This window comes from Grimontia sp. THUN1695 (assembly GCF_059704325.2).
Genome location: NZ_AP046577.1, coordinates 940,815 through 956,583, shown reverse-complemented (window position 1 = coordinate 956,583; position 15,769 = coordinate 940,815). Strand labels below are relative to the sequence as shown.

The 15,769-nt window shown below is 50.2% G+C and carries 15 protein-coding genes; all 15 read right to left on the bottom strand.

The genetic code is table 11. The features are described from left to right. Positions 1-107 precede the first annotated feature (107 nt). Positions 108-1,448 carry a hypothetical protein gene (locus tag AC6IB1_RS08050; RefSeq protein ID WP_497568568.1) on the bottom strand — a complete coding sequence of 447 codons (1,341 nt, stop codon included), beginning with the start codon at positions 1,446-1,448 and terminating at the stop codon, positions 108-110. Positions 1,449-1,458: 10 nt separating this feature from the next. Beyond that, positions 1,459-1,698 carry a bacteriocin gene (locus AC6IB1_RS08045; protein ID WP_497568567.1) on the bottom strand — a complete coding sequence of 80 codons (240 nt, stop codon included), beginning with the start codon at positions 1,696-1,698 and terminating at the stop codon, positions 1,459-1,461. A gap of 13 nt (positions 1,699-1,711) precedes the next feature. Continuing rightward, positions 1,712-2,074 (bottom strand): hypothetical protein, encoded by a 363-nt coding sequence (locus AC6IB1_RS08040; RefSeq protein ID WP_497568566.1) that lies wholly within the window; start codon positions 2,072-2,074, stop codon positions 1,712-1,714. Positions 2,075-2,076: 2 nt separating this feature from the next. Continuing rightward, the gene (locus AC6IB1_RS08035; RefSeq protein WP_497568565.1) at positions 2,077-2,751 is read right to left on the bottom strand and encodes a hypothetical protein; all 675 of its coding nucleotides are present in this window, start codon (positions 2,749-2,751) and stop codon (positions 2,077-2,079) included. A gap of 9 nt (positions 2,752-2,760) precedes the next feature. Next, complete coding sequence (locus AC6IB1_RS08030) at positions 2,761-3,159, bottom strand: hypothetical protein (RefSeq protein WP_497568564.1); 399 nt, start codon at positions 3,157-3,159, stop codon at positions 2,761-2,763. Continuing rightward, the gene (locus AC6IB1_RS08025) at positions 3,159-3,524 is read right to left on the bottom strand and encodes a hypothetical protein (protein ID WP_497568563.1); all 366 of its coding nucleotides are present in this window, start codon (positions 3,522-3,524) and stop codon (positions 3,159-3,161) included. Before AC6IB1_RS08025 ends, AC6IB1_RS08030 begins: the two co-directional genes overlap by 1 nt. After that, positions 3,524-5,653: a phage tail tip fiber protein gene (locus tag AC6IB1_RS08020; protein ID WP_497568562.1), complete on the bottom strand. Its 2,130-nt coding sequence runs from the start codon at positions 5,651-5,653 to the stop codon at positions 3,524-3,526. Before AC6IB1_RS08020 ends, AC6IB1_RS08025 begins: the two co-directional genes overlap by 1 nt. Next, on the bottom strand, positions 5,653-7,260 hold the full coding sequence (locus AC6IB1_RS08015; protein ID WP_497568561.1) for a hypothetical protein: 1,608 nt from the start codon (positions 7,258-7,260) through the stop codon (positions 5,653-5,655). The genes AC6IB1_RS08020 and AC6IB1_RS08015 overlap by 1 nt, the downstream gene beginning before the upstream one ends. Positions 7,261-7,895: 635 nt before the next feature. Beyond that, positions 7,896-8,555, bottom strand: a complete 660-nt coding sequence (locus tag AC6IB1_RS08010) for a hypothetical protein (protein WP_497568560.1) — start codon at positions 8,553-8,555, stop codon at positions 7,896-7,898. Between the two features lie 5 nt (positions 8,556-8,560). After that, the gene (locus AC6IB1_RS08005; protein WP_497568559.1) at positions 8,561-12,346 is read right to left on the bottom strand and encodes a prophage tail fiber N-terminal domain-containing protein; all 3,786 of its coding nucleotides are present in this window, start codon (positions 12,344-12,346) and stop codon (positions 8,561-8,563) included. Positions 12,347-12,349: 3 nt separating this feature from the next. Continuing rightward, positions 12,350-12,985: a phage adaptor protein gene (locus AC6IB1_RS08000; protein WP_497568558.1), complete on the bottom strand. Its 636-nt coding sequence runs from the start codon at positions 12,983-12,985 to the stop codon at positions 12,350-12,352. Next, a complete protein-coding gene (locus AC6IB1_RS07995) occupies positions 12,985-13,575 on the bottom strand; it encodes a hypothetical protein (RefSeq protein ID WP_497568557.1) in 591 nt (196 codons plus the stop codon). Before AC6IB1_RS07995 ends, AC6IB1_RS08000 begins: the two co-directional genes overlap by 1 nt. A gap of 2 nt (positions 13,576-13,577) precedes the next feature. Next, positions 13,578-14,039, bottom strand: coding sequence for a hypothetical protein (locus AC6IB1_RS07990; RefSeq protein ID WP_497568556.1), 462 nt, complete (start codon positions 14,037-14,039; stop codon positions 13,578-13,580). A gap of 65 nt (positions 14,040-14,104) precedes the next feature. Next, positions 14,105-14,488 (bottom strand): hypothetical protein, encoded by a 384-nt coding sequence (locus tag AC6IB1_RS07985; RefSeq protein WP_497568555.1) that lies wholly within the window; start codon positions 14,486-14,488, stop codon positions 14,105-14,107. A 60-nt stretch (positions 14,489-14,548) separates the two neighbouring features. Continuing rightward, positions 14,549-15,763, bottom strand: a complete 1,215-nt coding sequence (locus AC6IB1_RS07980; RefSeq protein ID WP_497568554.1) for a N4-gp56 family major capsid protein — start codon at positions 15,761-15,763, stop codon at positions 14,549-14,551. Positions 15,764-15,769: the final 6 nt, after the last annotated feature.

The following is a 15,769-nucleotide window of genomic DNA, read 5'->3' as shown; positions in this document are numbered from 1 at the left end:
CTCCGTAAAACAGGCATAAAAAAACCGCCACCCTTTCGGGTAGCGGCTTTCAGGTAATAATTCGGCACTATGGGGATAATTTACCCCGTTTCTCGGCAATTTACCAATTAGCGACTCGCGTACTGCTTTGCCTTGTCTAAACGAATTTGGCCTGCAATCGTCGTAGCTTTCTCCGCTTTTTTCTTGTTCACTTGATCGATATAAGCGCGATCAATGGTTGCCACATCGAACTGCGAAAGATCCTGCCCGCGCGCTTTCAGTGCCTGCAAAAAACCTGCTTTATTCGCATCACTACCCGCCCAGTCTTTAAGGAGATCTGGCTGGGACAGCTCGGGCTGGACAGTGCCATCACCGTAAAACAGTGCCTTGGTTTTACGTAGCAGATTGTCATAGTGTTGCTCAGTTCGCGCATGATCTTCTGGCTTGCTTCCTAGCCCAAGATGTTGAATCGCTTCATTGCGCTGCTTCTCGATATCCAGCACAGCGTCACGGTACTCTTTATCTATCGCGGCCGATTCTTTGTCCTTCTTGCCAAACACTGACTTGTACGCCGGGGACAACGACGCCTGACGGCGAAGCTTAAGCTGACCGGTAATATCCTGCATCGCCTGTTCAAGCGGGATAACTTTCACCGCATCTTCCGGCGCAGTGGAGCGCCCTTCTGTGACCGGTCGCACCACCCAATCATTACCATCTTCGTATTGCACTTCACTGGCAATCACAATGCCCGGCTGGTCGCCTTCACGGTTCGGGTCAATGTCCTTGGTAAATGTCATGCTGCCCCATCGCGCATCCTTGATTACGCGTCCGGTTTTTGGGTCCTTCTGGCCAACTGAGGCAGTAAGGTTAGATTTGTAGAATGTGGTTAACGCCTCTTTCATGTCAGGGTCGTTAAAGTCCACCTCACCTTTTAACGCCAGTGGAATTTTTGCTTCCAGCACATCCGCCGCTTGGTTCACTTTCGGGTCCAGGTAACGACGCGGATCGTATGCGCTTCCCTTAATAAACTCGCTATCAAAAATCTCATCGTATTCACCGGTTTTCATGAAGCGCTGCCACCCGGCATCAAGCACTGGCGAGTTTTCAGAAATGAAGGTCGATTTCTTTTGTTGATGTAGCATGTACTGGTTGTTTGCTGCCGCTGTGTTGGCCTGCGCGATTTGCGCGTCACGCAATTTACCTTGCTGCTCACGCTCTGCTGCCTGCCATCCGCCTTTACCATCTTCACCGTATTGCGCAATGTGTGCTTTGTTCGCACGATCATCCGCCGCCTGGCGCAAAGAGAACGCTTTCTCGTATCGTTGGTCGGCCTTTTCCGCCTGCGCCAAGCGAAAGTCACGATCTGCTCGACGCATTTCAGCATCTTCTTTACGCTGGAAATGGCGGTCAGTGATGTCGTAGGCGCGAAGGGCGCTATCCATAAAGCCGCGTGTGTCTAATCCACTCACTTATCGCTCCTTAAAACAGTTCGCCCAGAACAAGGCCGCCCACGCCACCAATCGCCGCACCCACAGGCCCGCCAGCCATAAAACCAAGCGCTGCCCCGGACGTCACGCTATTGATGGTCTGCTGGCGGTCTGCCGCTTTGAGTGATTTGTTGGTTGCTTCACGGTCCTTTTCACGCATGGCGGCATCACGCAACCCGCCCATTGCCATGTTTTTGGTCGCTTGCCCCATACTGGTTAGGCTATATCCCATTGCTCATTCTCCCTTACTGTGGATTCGCGTAGCTTTTTACGCCCATGCCAGCACCGGATAGCGTCATCATTGAGCGATCACGTTCATGGTCGCGTAAGCCGTTCTTCGCTGCCACGGTCGCCAGTGAAAGCTTGGCTTGTTGATTGTCATCACCGCCACTGGCAACGCCATAACGCGCCAAGTTGTTTGCTTCAGAAAGGCTCGCCGCTTTCATAGCGCTCCCCGCATTGGCATCAACGCGGCCAAGCTGCTCTTTCAGTAATTCGCCAGATTGCGATTTTTCCAAGAGCTCTTTTTGCTTGGGGTAAAACCGTTTCTGCCAATCCTCGAACATTTCCCGCGTCAGTTTCGCGTAGGTATCTGCTGCAACGCCCATATTCACCAACCTTGCTTCAATGAAGGGTTTACGTTCGGGTTATAAAAGTTGTTTTGCTGTCGGCTAAATGATGGGTTCATATTCACCGAGTTCATACTAGACGCAGGCGCTTTGTTTATCTGGTTGTAGCTGCGAAGGCCTATGCCCGCAGCCGCACCCGCCAACTGTAAATTACCGGCTCGATGGTTGAAGTCATCATACGCATCCGTTTTTGCATCACGCAGGCTCATGTTTGCCACATCGCCGATACCAGACAACGCGCTCGCCTGTTGTCCCATGCCAATCGCCGCCACATCAGACAGACCAGCAACGTACTTGTCCTGCTCGCTGGCCTGAGCGCGGTTAATTGTGTCTGTCTGAGCAACACTTTGTTCAGTCGAAATATCAGACATTGACGCCTTGAACTTGCCGCTGGACGGATCAACACCTGCTGCTGAAAGCCCTTTTGCTGTCGCATCACGGCTTTCGCTGAAGGCTTTGTTGTAACCCAGATCCACCGCCTTCTTCGTGTCAGCCATATTCGATTCAGAATTAAAGCTATCGACACGCTGGATAAACGTGTCTTCAAACTGCTTTAACTCGGTATCGTAGATATCCCAGTATTTTCCGGCGATCTCAGCCGTCGCTTTCTCATACTCGGTTTCTTTGATTTCGTTGTCGCCGCCACCGCCGCCCATATCAATTCCTCACAACGCTTTTTGCCAATGTTGCACTTTTCCTTCTTGCCCAGTGCGCTCATATCCCTGTCCACAAAGAATGGGGGATAGCGCTGTTACCGCGGTATAAAGTTCCACGCCCCTTCCACCAATCTGCTTTGTCATTTTTTCAATTTCTGGCTGATAACGCTCAATCGCATTCTCTCCCCAATTGAATGCAAACATTACCGTTACCCAAACACAGCCACTCCGATGCGTTGGCTTTAGGATCATAAAACCGTCATCAGCAATAAACAGAAATGCCCGATCGTCATTCAATGCTTCATCTACCTGACCAACAAAATCGTGCTCATTTCGCTGCGCTGTTCGCTCAATGATTGGGAGAAGTTTATCTCGATACTCTGACCAACTTGCTCTTACGGTTTCCATCAGACAACGTCCTCAATCCGTGGCCGTTCACCAAAAGGGAAATTGGGCTTTTCTGGGTAGTTACACAATGCTTCTCGATACGCATTCAATTGCTTTGAGGTGTAGCCACCCTTATAGGTAGAAGAGCCAAATTCAGCATCGTTTCTGATCTGATCCATTTGGCGAAGCACCCTGCGCATTTCAATATCTCGCCAGTCTCTTTCTGCATGGCATTGCTGTTGATAGTTGAAATCGGCCTCGTCTTCTTCAGTCCAGTGCGGATGAATCACCTCGCCTGCCGGCACTGCATCAAACGGTAAAAATGAAACCGTACCATCCCTGTAATGCGCCACTGTTTCATTTGAGCAATCCGTGAATTTGTACATTACGGCTTCCTCTCGTAATTTCGTGCCCAGGCATTGGCTGTGAATGTACGTATATGGTTCACATACCCCTGATCTACACGCACACCAAACCGGCGAAGTCGATGGTTGTGCAAAGAAGAGATGGAACGCAAACTCACGTTGTGGCTATGCGCATTAACGGTGTAATCCACAACAAACACGCCGCAAGGCGTTGTAATGTTGAACTGCCTACTATGCCTGTCTCCACACCAATGATTCTGAACGCGTACTTTTCCAAGCGCATCCTCATACTCGACATATAGATAACAATTTTGTGAGTAGTTAATGCTCCTCACATCAACAATACGGGCAGTGATCCCACTTAAGCTCTGGTCACCGATAGTGCTCCAACGGAATCTCCGTTCGGTATTCGCATAAATTACGTTGTAGGGATAAATGTCGAGATAGTTCGTCCAGAAAATCACATGCCCACCGCCATCTTGAGGGCGGCCACTGTGACTAAAATCCTTACTTGCAGAATAAACAGCTAATACCTGCTTCCCATTTGAGTACGTGAGATTGCCTTCAACCGTAAACTTTCGCTCGGTTTCAATGATGGTGGCCCCTTGTATGACACCACCAAGAACATACCCACCTTCAATCCGTCCACCATAGATGCTGCCTCCAGATATTTCAGGCGCTCGCAAAAAACCTGTCGCATCCAAAGCGGAGGTAAAAATTGTCCCATTCGGCGAGATGTATGTCTGATAGCCATTGTGAGGGCCACCTGTACCAAAACCCGCAGAGCCACCAACGAACTCGCCCCCCTCAATCACTGGCGATGACATTGATATTCCCGCTTTTACCTCATCAGCGATAATGGTTTGGGCATTAAGGATTTGAATGGTCGCGGTTTCTATCAACGCCTTTGGGATGATCACATTGCCTTGGTCGATAGCAAACAATGGTTGGATGTTGGGGCTTTCTGTGTTCGGGTCGAACACGAAAAACTGAGACGCCGACACCGCCACCTGGCTCGTGCCATCAGAGTCAACAAGAATACCAATCCCAGCCTGGATATCCCCGGCTTGGGCTTTTTGGTTCCACATTGCCTGGTAAGCCGCCGAGCCATTTTCATTGATTTGAGCAATGGTTTGGCTGTGCCCCTGCACCGTCGCACTAACACCGTTTAGTGATGATTGTGTGGTATCAATGCGGTCTGACAGTGCTTTATCTTCCGCCGTGACAGTCTGCTGCAAAGTAGTAATGCGCCCGGTAAGAACATCATCGGCAGACTGATACGCAGCCTCTACCCCCGTGATACGTTGTGCCATTGCCATTTCAGCATCGGCAAGAGCCATATTCACCTGCGTAATTTTGCCATTTAACGAGGCGTCTGCCGTCTTATACGCGGTTTCAACCTGACTGATTAGCTGTACTAACGCCATATCAGCATCCGAGGTCACGGTTTCCAAATCACGAATCGCGGCATGCGTTGTCACATCCGCAGCTTTGTATTCACGCTCGACCCGGGCAATGGCGTCATTCAACGCACTTTCTGCTTGCTCAAGTGCCGCATTTGTCGTCGCATCACCGGTACTAATATCCGCCTGCAAATCACTGATCAGCGCACTCCCCCGCATCTGCTCAGCAATTTCTTCAATGACATCACTGACATTGGGAGTGGTTGAAACAAGTGTGCCAGCTTCACTGTTGTAGGGGCCAGGAATATTGTTCACATTCACATGGCGCGCCCAGTAGTAGAACGCCGAGCCAGGATTAACAACGTCACCGAAAACAGTGGCAGGCGTCGTCGCAATCAGTGTCGCTTCAGACAGCACATCCGTAGTGTTTCGCCAAATCTCCGTATACGCATGCCCCGAGTAAGACACGCCTTTCCACTCCAGCAAAATAGCGCCAAACCCACCAAATCCTGCAAATCCTTCTGGCGCTGTCGCTCTTTCAACAATCTCATTTTCAGACGAAACAGGGGGAGCAGGACGCGGCACATACTGTCCACGACTGTTGCGAATAACATTAACCAGCCCCAGCGATTGGAGCTCACGAATCGTAATGGCGCGATCTAATCCATTGCCCCGTTGTCCGGTGAGTTTTTCAACGTTCTCTTGAACCGCTTCGGCATTCCTTCCCGCGCGAAATGGCGATTTCATCAAGCAAGCTCCTGCATTGAACTTGCTATCATGATACGTTCGATTTCCGCTGTGCCTGCTACTTCTACCTGCCATTTGCTGGCACGAACCGGTGGAAGCCTGAAGGCGCGGTCCCCCACATCACCCTCGTTCAGGGAATAGACTTCTTCCCCATCGGCTACAAATCGAACCGACACCCGCTCAGGATTGGGCGACTGTATACGGGCGCAGCTCAGTATCGCCCCCAATGGCATGTTGAACACTTTTGAGCGCCATACATATCGCTTAACGACATCGGCTTGCTGCCATTCTGATAGTTGATTGCCTGAGGCTGTTACCAGTACATCGCGCGCCAAATCAACATAGGCCGCTTCCCACACATCAGAGAACCGGATAAACGCGTTTGATACAGGATCAAAAATAAACCCGCCAGCCTCCCCCTGAGCCACATACAGCCCTTCAACCGATACCGCCTTTAATGTGTGCGGCTTAAATGTCTGCCAGCTATCACGATCTATCAGTTGCTCAGTCGCTACTTGCGCCCCGTCGGCACTGACCACCACCAAACCATCAGGCGACGCATACATGGCCATCCCATTGAGCACCACAAGAGACGTTCCATTCACACAGGATTGCTCGACACTCAGCTTATGGCCGGTCACCGCATCCGGTGTCACCCCACTAAACACATAGGGATAACCCTTTGTGGCTACAACAAGCGACGTGCCAATCGCCGCAATGCCAACAATTTCATGTTCAGTAGTACCGCGAAAACCTTCAGGCCATGCATAGGGCAAGTACGCCGCCGAGAACATCACTTCATTGCCTGCAAAGCCCGCGCAGATACCATTCGCCATTTGGCAAATACCCTGCATGTTTTCTGGCGGCACATCGTACTCCCACGTTTCAAGAACAGGACCATTCACCTCACGTGCACTATCAACATACTCGTTTTGCGCAATGGGGATTTCAGCCACCAACATAAACTCACCAACCCCAGCAGACGTCACAGAACGATACAGGCGCGTATGGGTAATGTTATGGGTGTTTGCCCCAGGCTGAGAGAGGCTGACCGTAACCGTGGAACCCGGCCGGGCAATCAAAACGGATGTTGACGGTTCTCCCGGCGCACCTTCTTCACCAAAGCGAGTCACATAGGTCTGAATGTAAATCCTGTCTTCATCATCAACGATATCAGGCTCACCCTCAGGCGGGTTTTCACCGGTACTGCCGTCCACTTTTGTTGCTACTGGCGCTGCTGCAGGCCGTGGCACACCAAGGTCATATGCGGCGGCCGGACCAAATCCATTACCCCCAATCGCCATGTCCTGGGCTGTCACCTTTGGCTTTCCATCACCGGTGTAATAGACGCGCTGATAAGGGTCCTGCGCCATAGGACTGTCAGTGGCAACAACATTCGCACTTCTCCATATCAGCCAATTATCGCCGTATTTGTGCAACACCTCCGGTGAAAACGGCAAAACCTCACCCGCCTTACTCGCATTCATGGGAGCAACAATACCGCGTTCAAACCGGCAATCTTGCGCAAATGTCGCCGCTTCATTAGGCAAAAGATGAGCTTTGAGGCGAGGCACTTCGCCACGCATCATGGTGATATCTATCAGCATATGACCTCAGAGAGAGTGTGCTTAGGCAGGTAAAACTATGGCAGTCTTGGGGTACTGGGCTTTCACCGCGTCTTGATGATCAAGCCAGTACACGTGCCGATGTTCGTCGTTCAACACTTCTACCTGTCTATCGTTGAGCGAAAAATTTACTTCCAGCCGAACTGGTAGTGGAATGGTTAAAAGGGAAACCAGATGCTATTGGTGAAGCCATTGCAAAAATGTGCTACCAAGCAATAACACGTCAGGGTGGTAGGCTATAGGACACGTCTAAAATAAAGCCCCGCAGATAGCGGGGCTTCTTTTACGTGGTTGACGAAAGGTCACTCTGACATTTAGGACATTTCACGGCTTTCTGGTCTATTCTGCTTTTACAGAAAGGGCAGGTCTTATCAACCATTGATGATACCAACCAGGTGGAAATCAGGTAAATGGCAAGACCGACGCCAACGCCTACCCAAGAGAAGCCAAAAATAAAAAGACCTAGAGTAATTAACACCAGAACAATTAACTGGATAATATAAGCCAGCGCAACCACAAATCCCCCTAATCAATAAGATAATGCGTAAAAACAATACGTTATTGATGTAGGAAATGACAAGCCATATCATCAGATAGATCGTGAAATCTGCCTGATTTTATTCAGGGTATTGCGCCTTCACCGCGTCTTGATGATCAAGCCAGTGGTGTGTACCGTTTCTCAAGTCATCGTTCATCATCTCCAGTTGTTTATCGTTGGGCAAATAGGCCACTTCACGCAGCGGTTTACAGTTTGCCGCCTTAAAACTTTCCCAGGTTACGATGGCTGGCCTTGTCGGCTCTGCCGCTTCCCAGGCTGCCACCGCTTCGGCATGCATCTCTGGGGTGATACCCGCCTGCCAATGCTCTGCAATCTCGGTATCTGGGTTGTCCGCTTCGCCACTTTCTATCGGTTCCGCCGGGCGGGAAAGAAACCAGGCCAGCCAGGCATCATGAAATGCCCAGGCATCCGTGTTCGCAGCCATGGCTACAAACTGTGCCAATAGGTCGTCACGTTTACCGGCATGTTTTTTGGCTACACGCCAGACATCATCCCAGCTCTTACGCTCACCACGCGGGCGTTCCACCACGTAGTCCACATCGGCAAAGACGGGCTTGGGCACCGTGATAGTGATAGGGTTGCCCCGTTCATCAACGCTGGGAACGTCAACGTCCTGCATCAGGGGCGCGCCATCTTCATCAAACTGCTGCTCTGAGCGGGTTTCGAGGCAATAAAAAGGCCGGAGAGGCTCCGGCACTTGATCTAACGTTTCAAACATGGGGGTTACTCCGTGGCCATGGCGGAATCTGTGTAAGACGCAATACCGAGAGGAAAGAGCGTGTGGTGGCAGAATGTTTTCACCACTTGCCCATTGTCATCAGTCATGGTGCCTTCTCCATTGATGATAGGGATCGTGTTGTCGTCGCCCCAATCTGTGCCGTCATGTTTGAGTTCACGGCCATGGAACTGCATATACAGGAGGCCGTTTTTCTCTGTGAGGGTGTAAAGTGCTTTAAACCCTGGAGAAGCATTGTCAGGGGCGGGAATGACAAGATCACTGTGTAACGTGGGATCGCCGCCATGAAGTATCGGCTGCCCTATCAAACCAATCGCTGTACGCGTTAGCGGATAAAAGCCTGCACCGGTATATCCAACACCAGAAACGCCAACTTTACCTATTAAGCTTTGCATGAGTCGGTTTCCCCAATGCTTCGCATAGAAACCACCACTGGCAACAACGTGTCCAACTTCACCCATAATGATTGAGCTACTTTCTGCTTTGGTCTGTTGTGACAAGGATTTGTAATGTATCAATGCGACAGCGTTTTCTGGGAAACTGGAATTAAACGAATTAGATACTTCGTATATATTCTCATTCCCGGCAATCCAGGTGAGCCCATCATCTTTTGTGTAAACACATCCGCCGATTAAGTTGCCGTGAACGGGTCTATTAAGAGTGAATCGTTTACTGACTCCTTCTGGTATCGTCGAAAGCCATTTCGCATACACACCATTTGGGAACACAGTTTCTATGTGTACCGGTTTTCCGATGATGTCTGTACAGGGAAGAATATCGAACTCAGACGATAACGCCTTCTCAACGATAAGGGTCAACGATAGTCCCGTGCCGGTACTGGGCATGCCATGGTTTTCAATGGTGTCTTTATCGATGTATATATAATCACTCTCTGTTGGGCCTGTTCTTACATCTCCTTTCAAGTAGTTACCTGTTGCGTTATCAACAACATAAACAATATCCCCATGGTCTATGCCCATCTGTTTAGCTGCATCCCCATCCATAAAAACAGGTATATGCAGGAAACCAGATAAAGAATATTGGCTGCTGACTTGTGGGTGTGTTCCTGTACCAATAATAGAAGTGTTGAATTTGCTAAATGAGACCCTACCCTTACCTCTCAATTTCCCTGCCACCGCACGTTGGATAGCATCGGTACACAAGCGATTTAAGCCTTGCTTATGTGCTGACAAACGAAGATCTTCAACCTGTCCAGCATAAATAGCATCGTAGAATGGATATGGATCGTTTGGTTGCCGTCCGCTGTCTTGACCAATAGCTCCTGAATTAGTAAAAGCGCCATAGTCAGAATCCGTACTAGGATTCCCTAGTGTAGTCGGGAAGCACTCAGCTACAGAGCTGGGTCTATACGCATTATTTAAATACCAAGGATAGTTTGCCCAAACACCAACTAAATTAAATCGACGACACCCAATCACGTTATAAACAGGATGGTATGCACCTTGATTCATTCTTTGAACGAGGGCGATGATAATGGAGACAGCTCTATCACTTTCATATCTAGGGGTGTAAAGTCCAACATCTGCCTGCTCCCCCCACCTGTAATCAACATCACTAATGAGGTTATTTGTATACCACTGACGGTAATCTCCCAACTCAATTCCCGACGGGATGATTGATTCCCCCTGTGGATACACAGCGAAATTGACATTAGGTTTCATGGTCGGTGATATGCTCGTGTTTATTATTTTGCTTGTGGTTAAACCAATCCAATCATCTCCCACTCCCTCTACAACACGAATACGATAACGCGTCTGAATCAGTTTTCTGGTTTCTGCGTCATAGCGTAAATTGTTCCTAGGGTCTTGAAGAAATTTACACAGCTGAGCAAATGTCAGGTCTGAGATCCGTGCAGAATACCCCCTGGTTGCTGTATCCCATTTGCCAAAAGCACTGTAACCCTGAGCAACGTTATTATTTTGAAGATGAATGCCTTCATACATAGATAAACCATATTGGACATTTCCCAGAGGATAGATAACACCTTTTGAGTTTTTATCTCCATGTGCCACCTCATCCCACACTTCCAAGAACACGAGGTCTTTGCGGGACGTGATAACTTGGTTTGTGACAGGACGAACAGAGAAGGTGCTTACTACAGCGCGGGAACTAGAAGTATTCAAATTAAGCTGATAACGGTCATATGTGCTTGTTATTTGTCTTACTTTGTAAGTTCCAGCCTCTTTGATGTGTAAAGCGTCGCCTACTGAACAACCACCTCGAATAACCAAGACTCCTGATACACTTTCCACAACCACTTCTACTTCTACTTCTGTGCCTTGCGGTAGCGTGTTAGGTTGAAATGCATACGCTATTTCCCCGCTCTCCAAGGTAAGCTTTTCATTCGCAACAGAAGCGCCATCATACAAGGCCCACCAAGAGCCACCATTTCGAAAATCACCATTCTTAATTAATCCCTCAAACGCCCTTGCCACTGCCTCATTACGATCGGCAGCAACATCGCCATATTTCGGGTCAACATCTTTGGTAAAGTCCATGACTTCACCTGTTGCTGAGTCATAGGTTTTTGTCCCATCAGGGGCCGGAGGGAGTTTGATATTCATCTGTTCTACGGTGAATACAACACCATTTACGTTGTATTCGTTCTCACCGTGGATAAACGTGTTTGCGGTATCAGCAGGGAAATAAAGCGCACCCTTCACGCCTTGAGCAACAGTATTGAGTATTCTCGGATTGTGCAAAGAGCCTGATCCCGCATATTTGCGCTTGTTGGCCTCTCGACGGGCCTCAAACTCGGCCACACTCATGGCATACAGCATTTCATCTACCGAGCTGGCGGCAGCTTCTGCCCTGTCGGCCTCGGTTGTGGCGCGGTTGGCCTGAGAGATAGCACTCGCTAACTTATCAGCCGCTCCCAACGCGTGAGACTCGGATTTACTTGCAGATGACGCAGACCCCCCCGCAGCGATTTGTGCATCCTCTTTGTTCTTCTGAGTGGCAAGAACATGTTGAGCAACCCGCTGTTCGGCTTCACTCACTCGCAGCTCGACTCCTGATACCGCGAGTGCTGATTCTGAGGCTGCATGCGCCTGACTGGTGGTTTGTTGCAATAGACTAGAGGCTTGATGCTCATGCCCCTGAGCCTTATTTGCCGCAACTTCAGACGCCAGTTGTGCACCTTCTGATGCTTGTCGATGTTGTGATGAAAACTGAGCATGCTGAGCAGACTCATTCGCTTTCAATGTCGCGGTGCTGACAGCATCTTGAGCAACGCTCGCCTGGCGCCCTGCCTCCTCCCGCTCTGCGGTGGACAAAGCGGCCTGCGCTTGCGAAATCGCTGCCGATGCCTGTGCCTCATTGTTATGCTGTAAGGTCTGTTGCTCAAGACGTGTGATGGCCTCTTTTGATTGTGCCGTTTCTCCGTGCCACTGATGAATCTCAGTGTGCTTTACTCGCACCTCGTCCATGTGGCCGCGAACTTCAATCACTGATTCTGGAAGCAGTGGCGATGTAAGGGCCATAAGCTCTTCCAGCGTCAGCTCACCTTGCACTCCGTCGTTCACCACACACGTACCAATGCGCTCCACATCTGAACGCCGGCTTACCTGGGCAAACACTTCATATTCACCACGCTTTAGGCTGAAGTTATAGTTCCCGTCATTGTCCGTCTTTACTTGCACGGTTGAGTTAAAGAACGTTTCACCTGCGCTCCGCAATACCCGCAATTCCAAAAGCGCGCAAGGCAACGCCACGCCGCCTGCATCTGACAGCGTGCCAGTCACTGTGATCATAAATTACTTTCTCCGTTCGCTGCTGGCGATTCGTTGCTTTTCGGCTGTGTCGGTATGGGTTTTACCGGTTAGCGCGAATTGGAAGGTTTGAAGGTGGTGATTTGACTTTGCCGCTTCACTGTCATTCTGCCCGTCCTTGCCATAGGCACGGAACATCATGAAGTCGAAGACCATCGGTTCATAAATCGGCGGTAACGGAAATTCTTCACTCTCAGCGCTGATGCGTATCTGTCGCGCATAATCGAACTCAACACTCATCACTTCGCTGGGTGCCGGGAAAAGATGGAAAGAGAGATCGTCATTGTCCCGTCTTGTCCAGCTTGTTGGCTGGTCATCTGTCATCATTCGCCAGGTCGGATAGTTCTGATTCAGGCGGTAGATATCCACAAACTGCACTGCATAACCATTAACGTGATTCACGCCAAGCAGCTTGTATGCATCATGAGGAACATCTACCCGGGACTGCCCCACTGACAACGAGACGGTATGCGTGACTCGTCCTAAATCGGGACGAACATAAAGAATCGAAGAGATCGCATCATTCAGGTTGGCAATGTGTGTCTCTTTCGTCCACCGAGTAAAGCGCTGGTCAATCAATTCATCTGCAACGCGCTGAATCAGCTCGCTAACTATCGCCATCAGTAAAACTCCCGTCTGCTGGTTATTCGGCGCGGCGACATGGCCGGACTATTTTCCAGTCTCCATCGCTTGGCATCCCTTATTGCTTCAACAAAGGCTTGTTCATGAAGGGCATACAGTTTGCCATCAAGAAACTCAGGCAATGTGTAAAGCCAAGCTGCTGCACCCGCACAAATCCCGTCCAGCCAGTCATCAAACAACTTGGCAGGCAACGCTTTCGCACTGGGCACAGGCTCTACAGTGCTGGCGATCATGACATCCTTGCAGTCACGTAAGAAAAACACGTCATCAAGGCTGAGTGCGTGATAATCCAGGTCCGGTAACAATGCCACGCCATCAACGGAAACAACGGCCTGAGCGGATGCTTTCAACGTGCCGCCAGCGTTGCGGTTAACCGCACTGTCCTTCACCACGTTGAGAGTCTGCCCTTCATACACGTGACAAAACAGGCGAGAGGTGATCACCACGCCGCTCTCTCGACAAAAGCGAATCGCACTTTTCACGATGGCCTGTTTCATTTGCAGCGGAAGAGGTGCATCAACCATCTGTCGCAATGTTGGAAGGAAATCACTGACAGGCACCATGCGCATGATTATTCGCCCTCGCCAGCGACTTCATTTTTGTCCATAGCACGGAGCGCATCACGGACACGCTTACGGAAGTCATCCACTTTTTCTTGCGACTGCTGAGGATCAACGTTCAAGCCTTCAAGACTTTCAATCAGTGTGGCGAGTTTGGGACCGGTCATCTTTGATAGGTCCATAATGTCGCCGTTGATCGTAACGGTCATATCAAGCTCTGCCTGTCGCTTTGCTTCTTCTTCCGCCAATACTGCTGCGGCTTCTGCCTTGGCTTTTTCTTCAGCGTCTTGTTTTTCCAGCGCACCTTTCAGCTTGTCCGCTTCAACAAATACCTGGTTGAAACGTAAGAGCACGGCTGCAACTTCGTCTGAGACCTCAATGGCCTTATGGCGCGGGAAAATCTGTCGCGTCCCCGCAACCGTGTCACGTTTGAATTCTTTTGGGCCGATATAAACAATTTTTTGCTTACCCATGGTCGATACCTTCTACAGAGGGAATGAAAAAAGGCGCACAACGCGCCCTTTCCAAACAAACTGAATCAGTAGCCTTTCACTACGTATTCAGGGTTAATTTCCAGCGTACCGGTTGCAGCCGCCCCCTTAATCGTCGCTGTCAGCACCTGCTTGCTGTCGGTGTAGACAGTTTCCGTCGGGATCGCCAGATTGCTTGCGGAGGCCAAATCGACATTCGCTGCCAGTAGGGTTTCTCCCACTTTGATATCCGCCGTCACACCGACACCCAGTCCACTGGTATTCACGCGAAGGCCAACAATATTGATGCCGGTTTCAACCTGGATCATTTCCACTGTGTCGCCCACTGCCGCAGCAGCCAGCACGGCTTTTGTACAAGCCAGTGACAGGTTGCCGTGTGCCCCCACATACATACGGTCATGCATGGATGCCGCTTTGATGACTTTAGCCATAACTCGTTTCTCCGTTCGAAGTTCAAAAGAGAAAGCCGGGAGCGTCCCCGGCCTTCATCGTCAACCCGTGGTCACAGCCGTATCGACTGCAATCACGCCGTGGTCATTGACTCGGCCAGCTTTGTCCGCAAAGCGGATTTTCTTCAGGCCATTCATCCACCCAATTGTGATCTCGTCACGGTTACCCGAGTCCGTCTTTTCGGTGTGCATGCTGAACTGTGAACCTTTATCGGTTGAGCCCCACGCATCCGCCAACGCCTGTGCACCAATCAGCATTGCGCGATCAACCGTGGTATTAGCCGTCACGGCTGTCACGGTCGCACGCGCATTGTTCTGAGATATGTCCACTGTTGACCCCTGGTTAAAGCGGATTGGCATACCCATGTACTTCCGCACCAGGATGTTACCTTTCATCACACAGTCACCACGGAATACAGGGTGATTAAAATCGCCTTTTCGCTTCATCGCTGCGGCCATCAACTGCTGCCAGTCTTTGTAGCTCGACGTTTGCTCAAAGTCATACCACTGGCGAGGCGTCACGTTCAGGATGAAAAACGGTTCATCACCGGCCAGCTTGTCGTCTGCAAACTTAATAGGTTGCAGAGGATGCGCCATTTCATCCAGGAACAGCGACAAGTCAGTCACCACCCCCATACCAAACACATCTGCCTGATCCAGACTTTCAAACGTGGTCGCATCACCGCCGAAGAAATGGCGATCATGCGTTGGTGGCAACACATCATTGACCAGCATTGAGCCAAACTCATCGTGGCCTGCCAACGGCACAATGATGTCATCAGAAATGAAATCACCACGTGCCCCTGCCATATGCACAGTCGCCAACTGGTCTTTCAGATCGTTGTAGTAAGTGCCAAGCAGAGTACGTGCAGTACTCATCAGGTTATGTGCTGTACGTTGTTGGCTCATCTTGCCGCCCGCATCGACCTGGTGACGGCCTTGATCAATGCGAAGCTCAAATTCGGTGAAATCCAGCGATTCACCACGGCCAGCAATGCGTTGATCGCCCATCGTTGGACGCTTGGACAGCTTGTGAACAATCTGCATGTCCACGGTGTCCCCTTTGGTTTTCTTCAGATCGGTAACCTGAACAATCGGTGCACCAGGAGACGTTTGTTTATTGCCCTTCATATCGCCCTTGGCGGCTTTTGGGGCTTGCTCAGTCAACATATTGGTGAATGAGCGGTTGCGGTTTGCTGCGGTAAACAGCGCCGCTTCTTGCAAGCGACGGGCTTGCTCGCGGGTAATGGTGGTCATACTCTC

Bases quoted from the DNA above. Each gene is read 5' to 3' on its own strand.
- AC6IB1_RS08045 (WP_497568567.1), bottom strand. From the start codon at position 1,698: ATGGGATATAGCCTAACCAGTATGGGGCAAGCGACCAAAAACATGGCA.
- AC6IB1_RS08040 (WP_497568566.1), bottom strand. From the start codon at position 2,074: ATGGGCGTTGCAGCAGATACCTACGCGAAACTGACGCGGGAAATGTTC.
- AC6IB1_RS08035 (WP_497568565.1), bottom strand. From the start codon at position 2,751: ATGGGCGGCGGTGGCGGCGACAACGAAATCAAAGAAACCGAGTATGAG.
- AC6IB1_RS08030 (WP_497568564.1), bottom strand. From the start codon at position 3,159: ATGGAAACCGTAAGAGCAAGTTGGTCAGAGTATCGAGATAAACTTCTC.
- AC6IB1_RS08025 (WP_497568563.1), bottom strand. From the start codon at position 3,524: ATGTACAAATTCACGGATTGCTCAAATGAAACAGTGGCGCATTACAGG.
- AC6IB1_RS08020 (WP_497568562.1), bottom strand. From the start codon at position 5,653: ATGAAATCGCCATTTCGCGCGGGAAGGAATGCCGAAGCGGTTCAAGAG.
- AC6IB1_RS08015 (WP_497568561.1), bottom strand. From the start codon at position 7,260: ATGCTGATAGATATCACCATGATGCGTGGCGAAGTGCCTCGCCTCAAA.
- AC6IB1_RS08010 (WP_497568560.1), bottom strand. From the start codon at position 8,555: ATGTTTGAAACGTTAGATCAAGTGCCGGAGCCTCTCCGGCCTTTTTAT.
- AC6IB1_RS08005 (WP_497568559.1), bottom strand. From the start codon at position 12,346: ATGATCACAGTGACTGGCACGCTGTCAGATGCAGGCGGCGTGGCGTTG.
- AC6IB1_RS08000 (WP_497568558.1), bottom strand. From the start codon at position 12,985: ATGGCGATAGTTAGCGAGCTGATTCAGCGCGTTGCAGATGAATTGATT.
- AC6IB1_RS07995 (WP_497568557.1), bottom strand. From the start codon at position 13,575: ATGCGCATGGTGCCTGTCAGTGATTTCCTTCCAACATTGCGACAGATG.
- AC6IB1_RS07990 (WP_497568556.1), bottom strand. From the start codon at position 14,039: ATGGGTAAGCAAAAAATTGTTTATATCGGCCCAAAAGAATTCAAACGT.
- AC6IB1_RS07985 (WP_497568555.1), bottom strand. From the start codon at position 14,488: ATGGCTAAAGTCATCAAAGCGGCATCCATGCATGACCGTATGTATGTG.
- AC6IB1_RS07980 (WP_497568554.1), bottom strand. From the start codon at position 15,763: ATGACCACCATTACCCGCGAGCAAGCCCGTCGCTTGCAAGAAGCGGCG.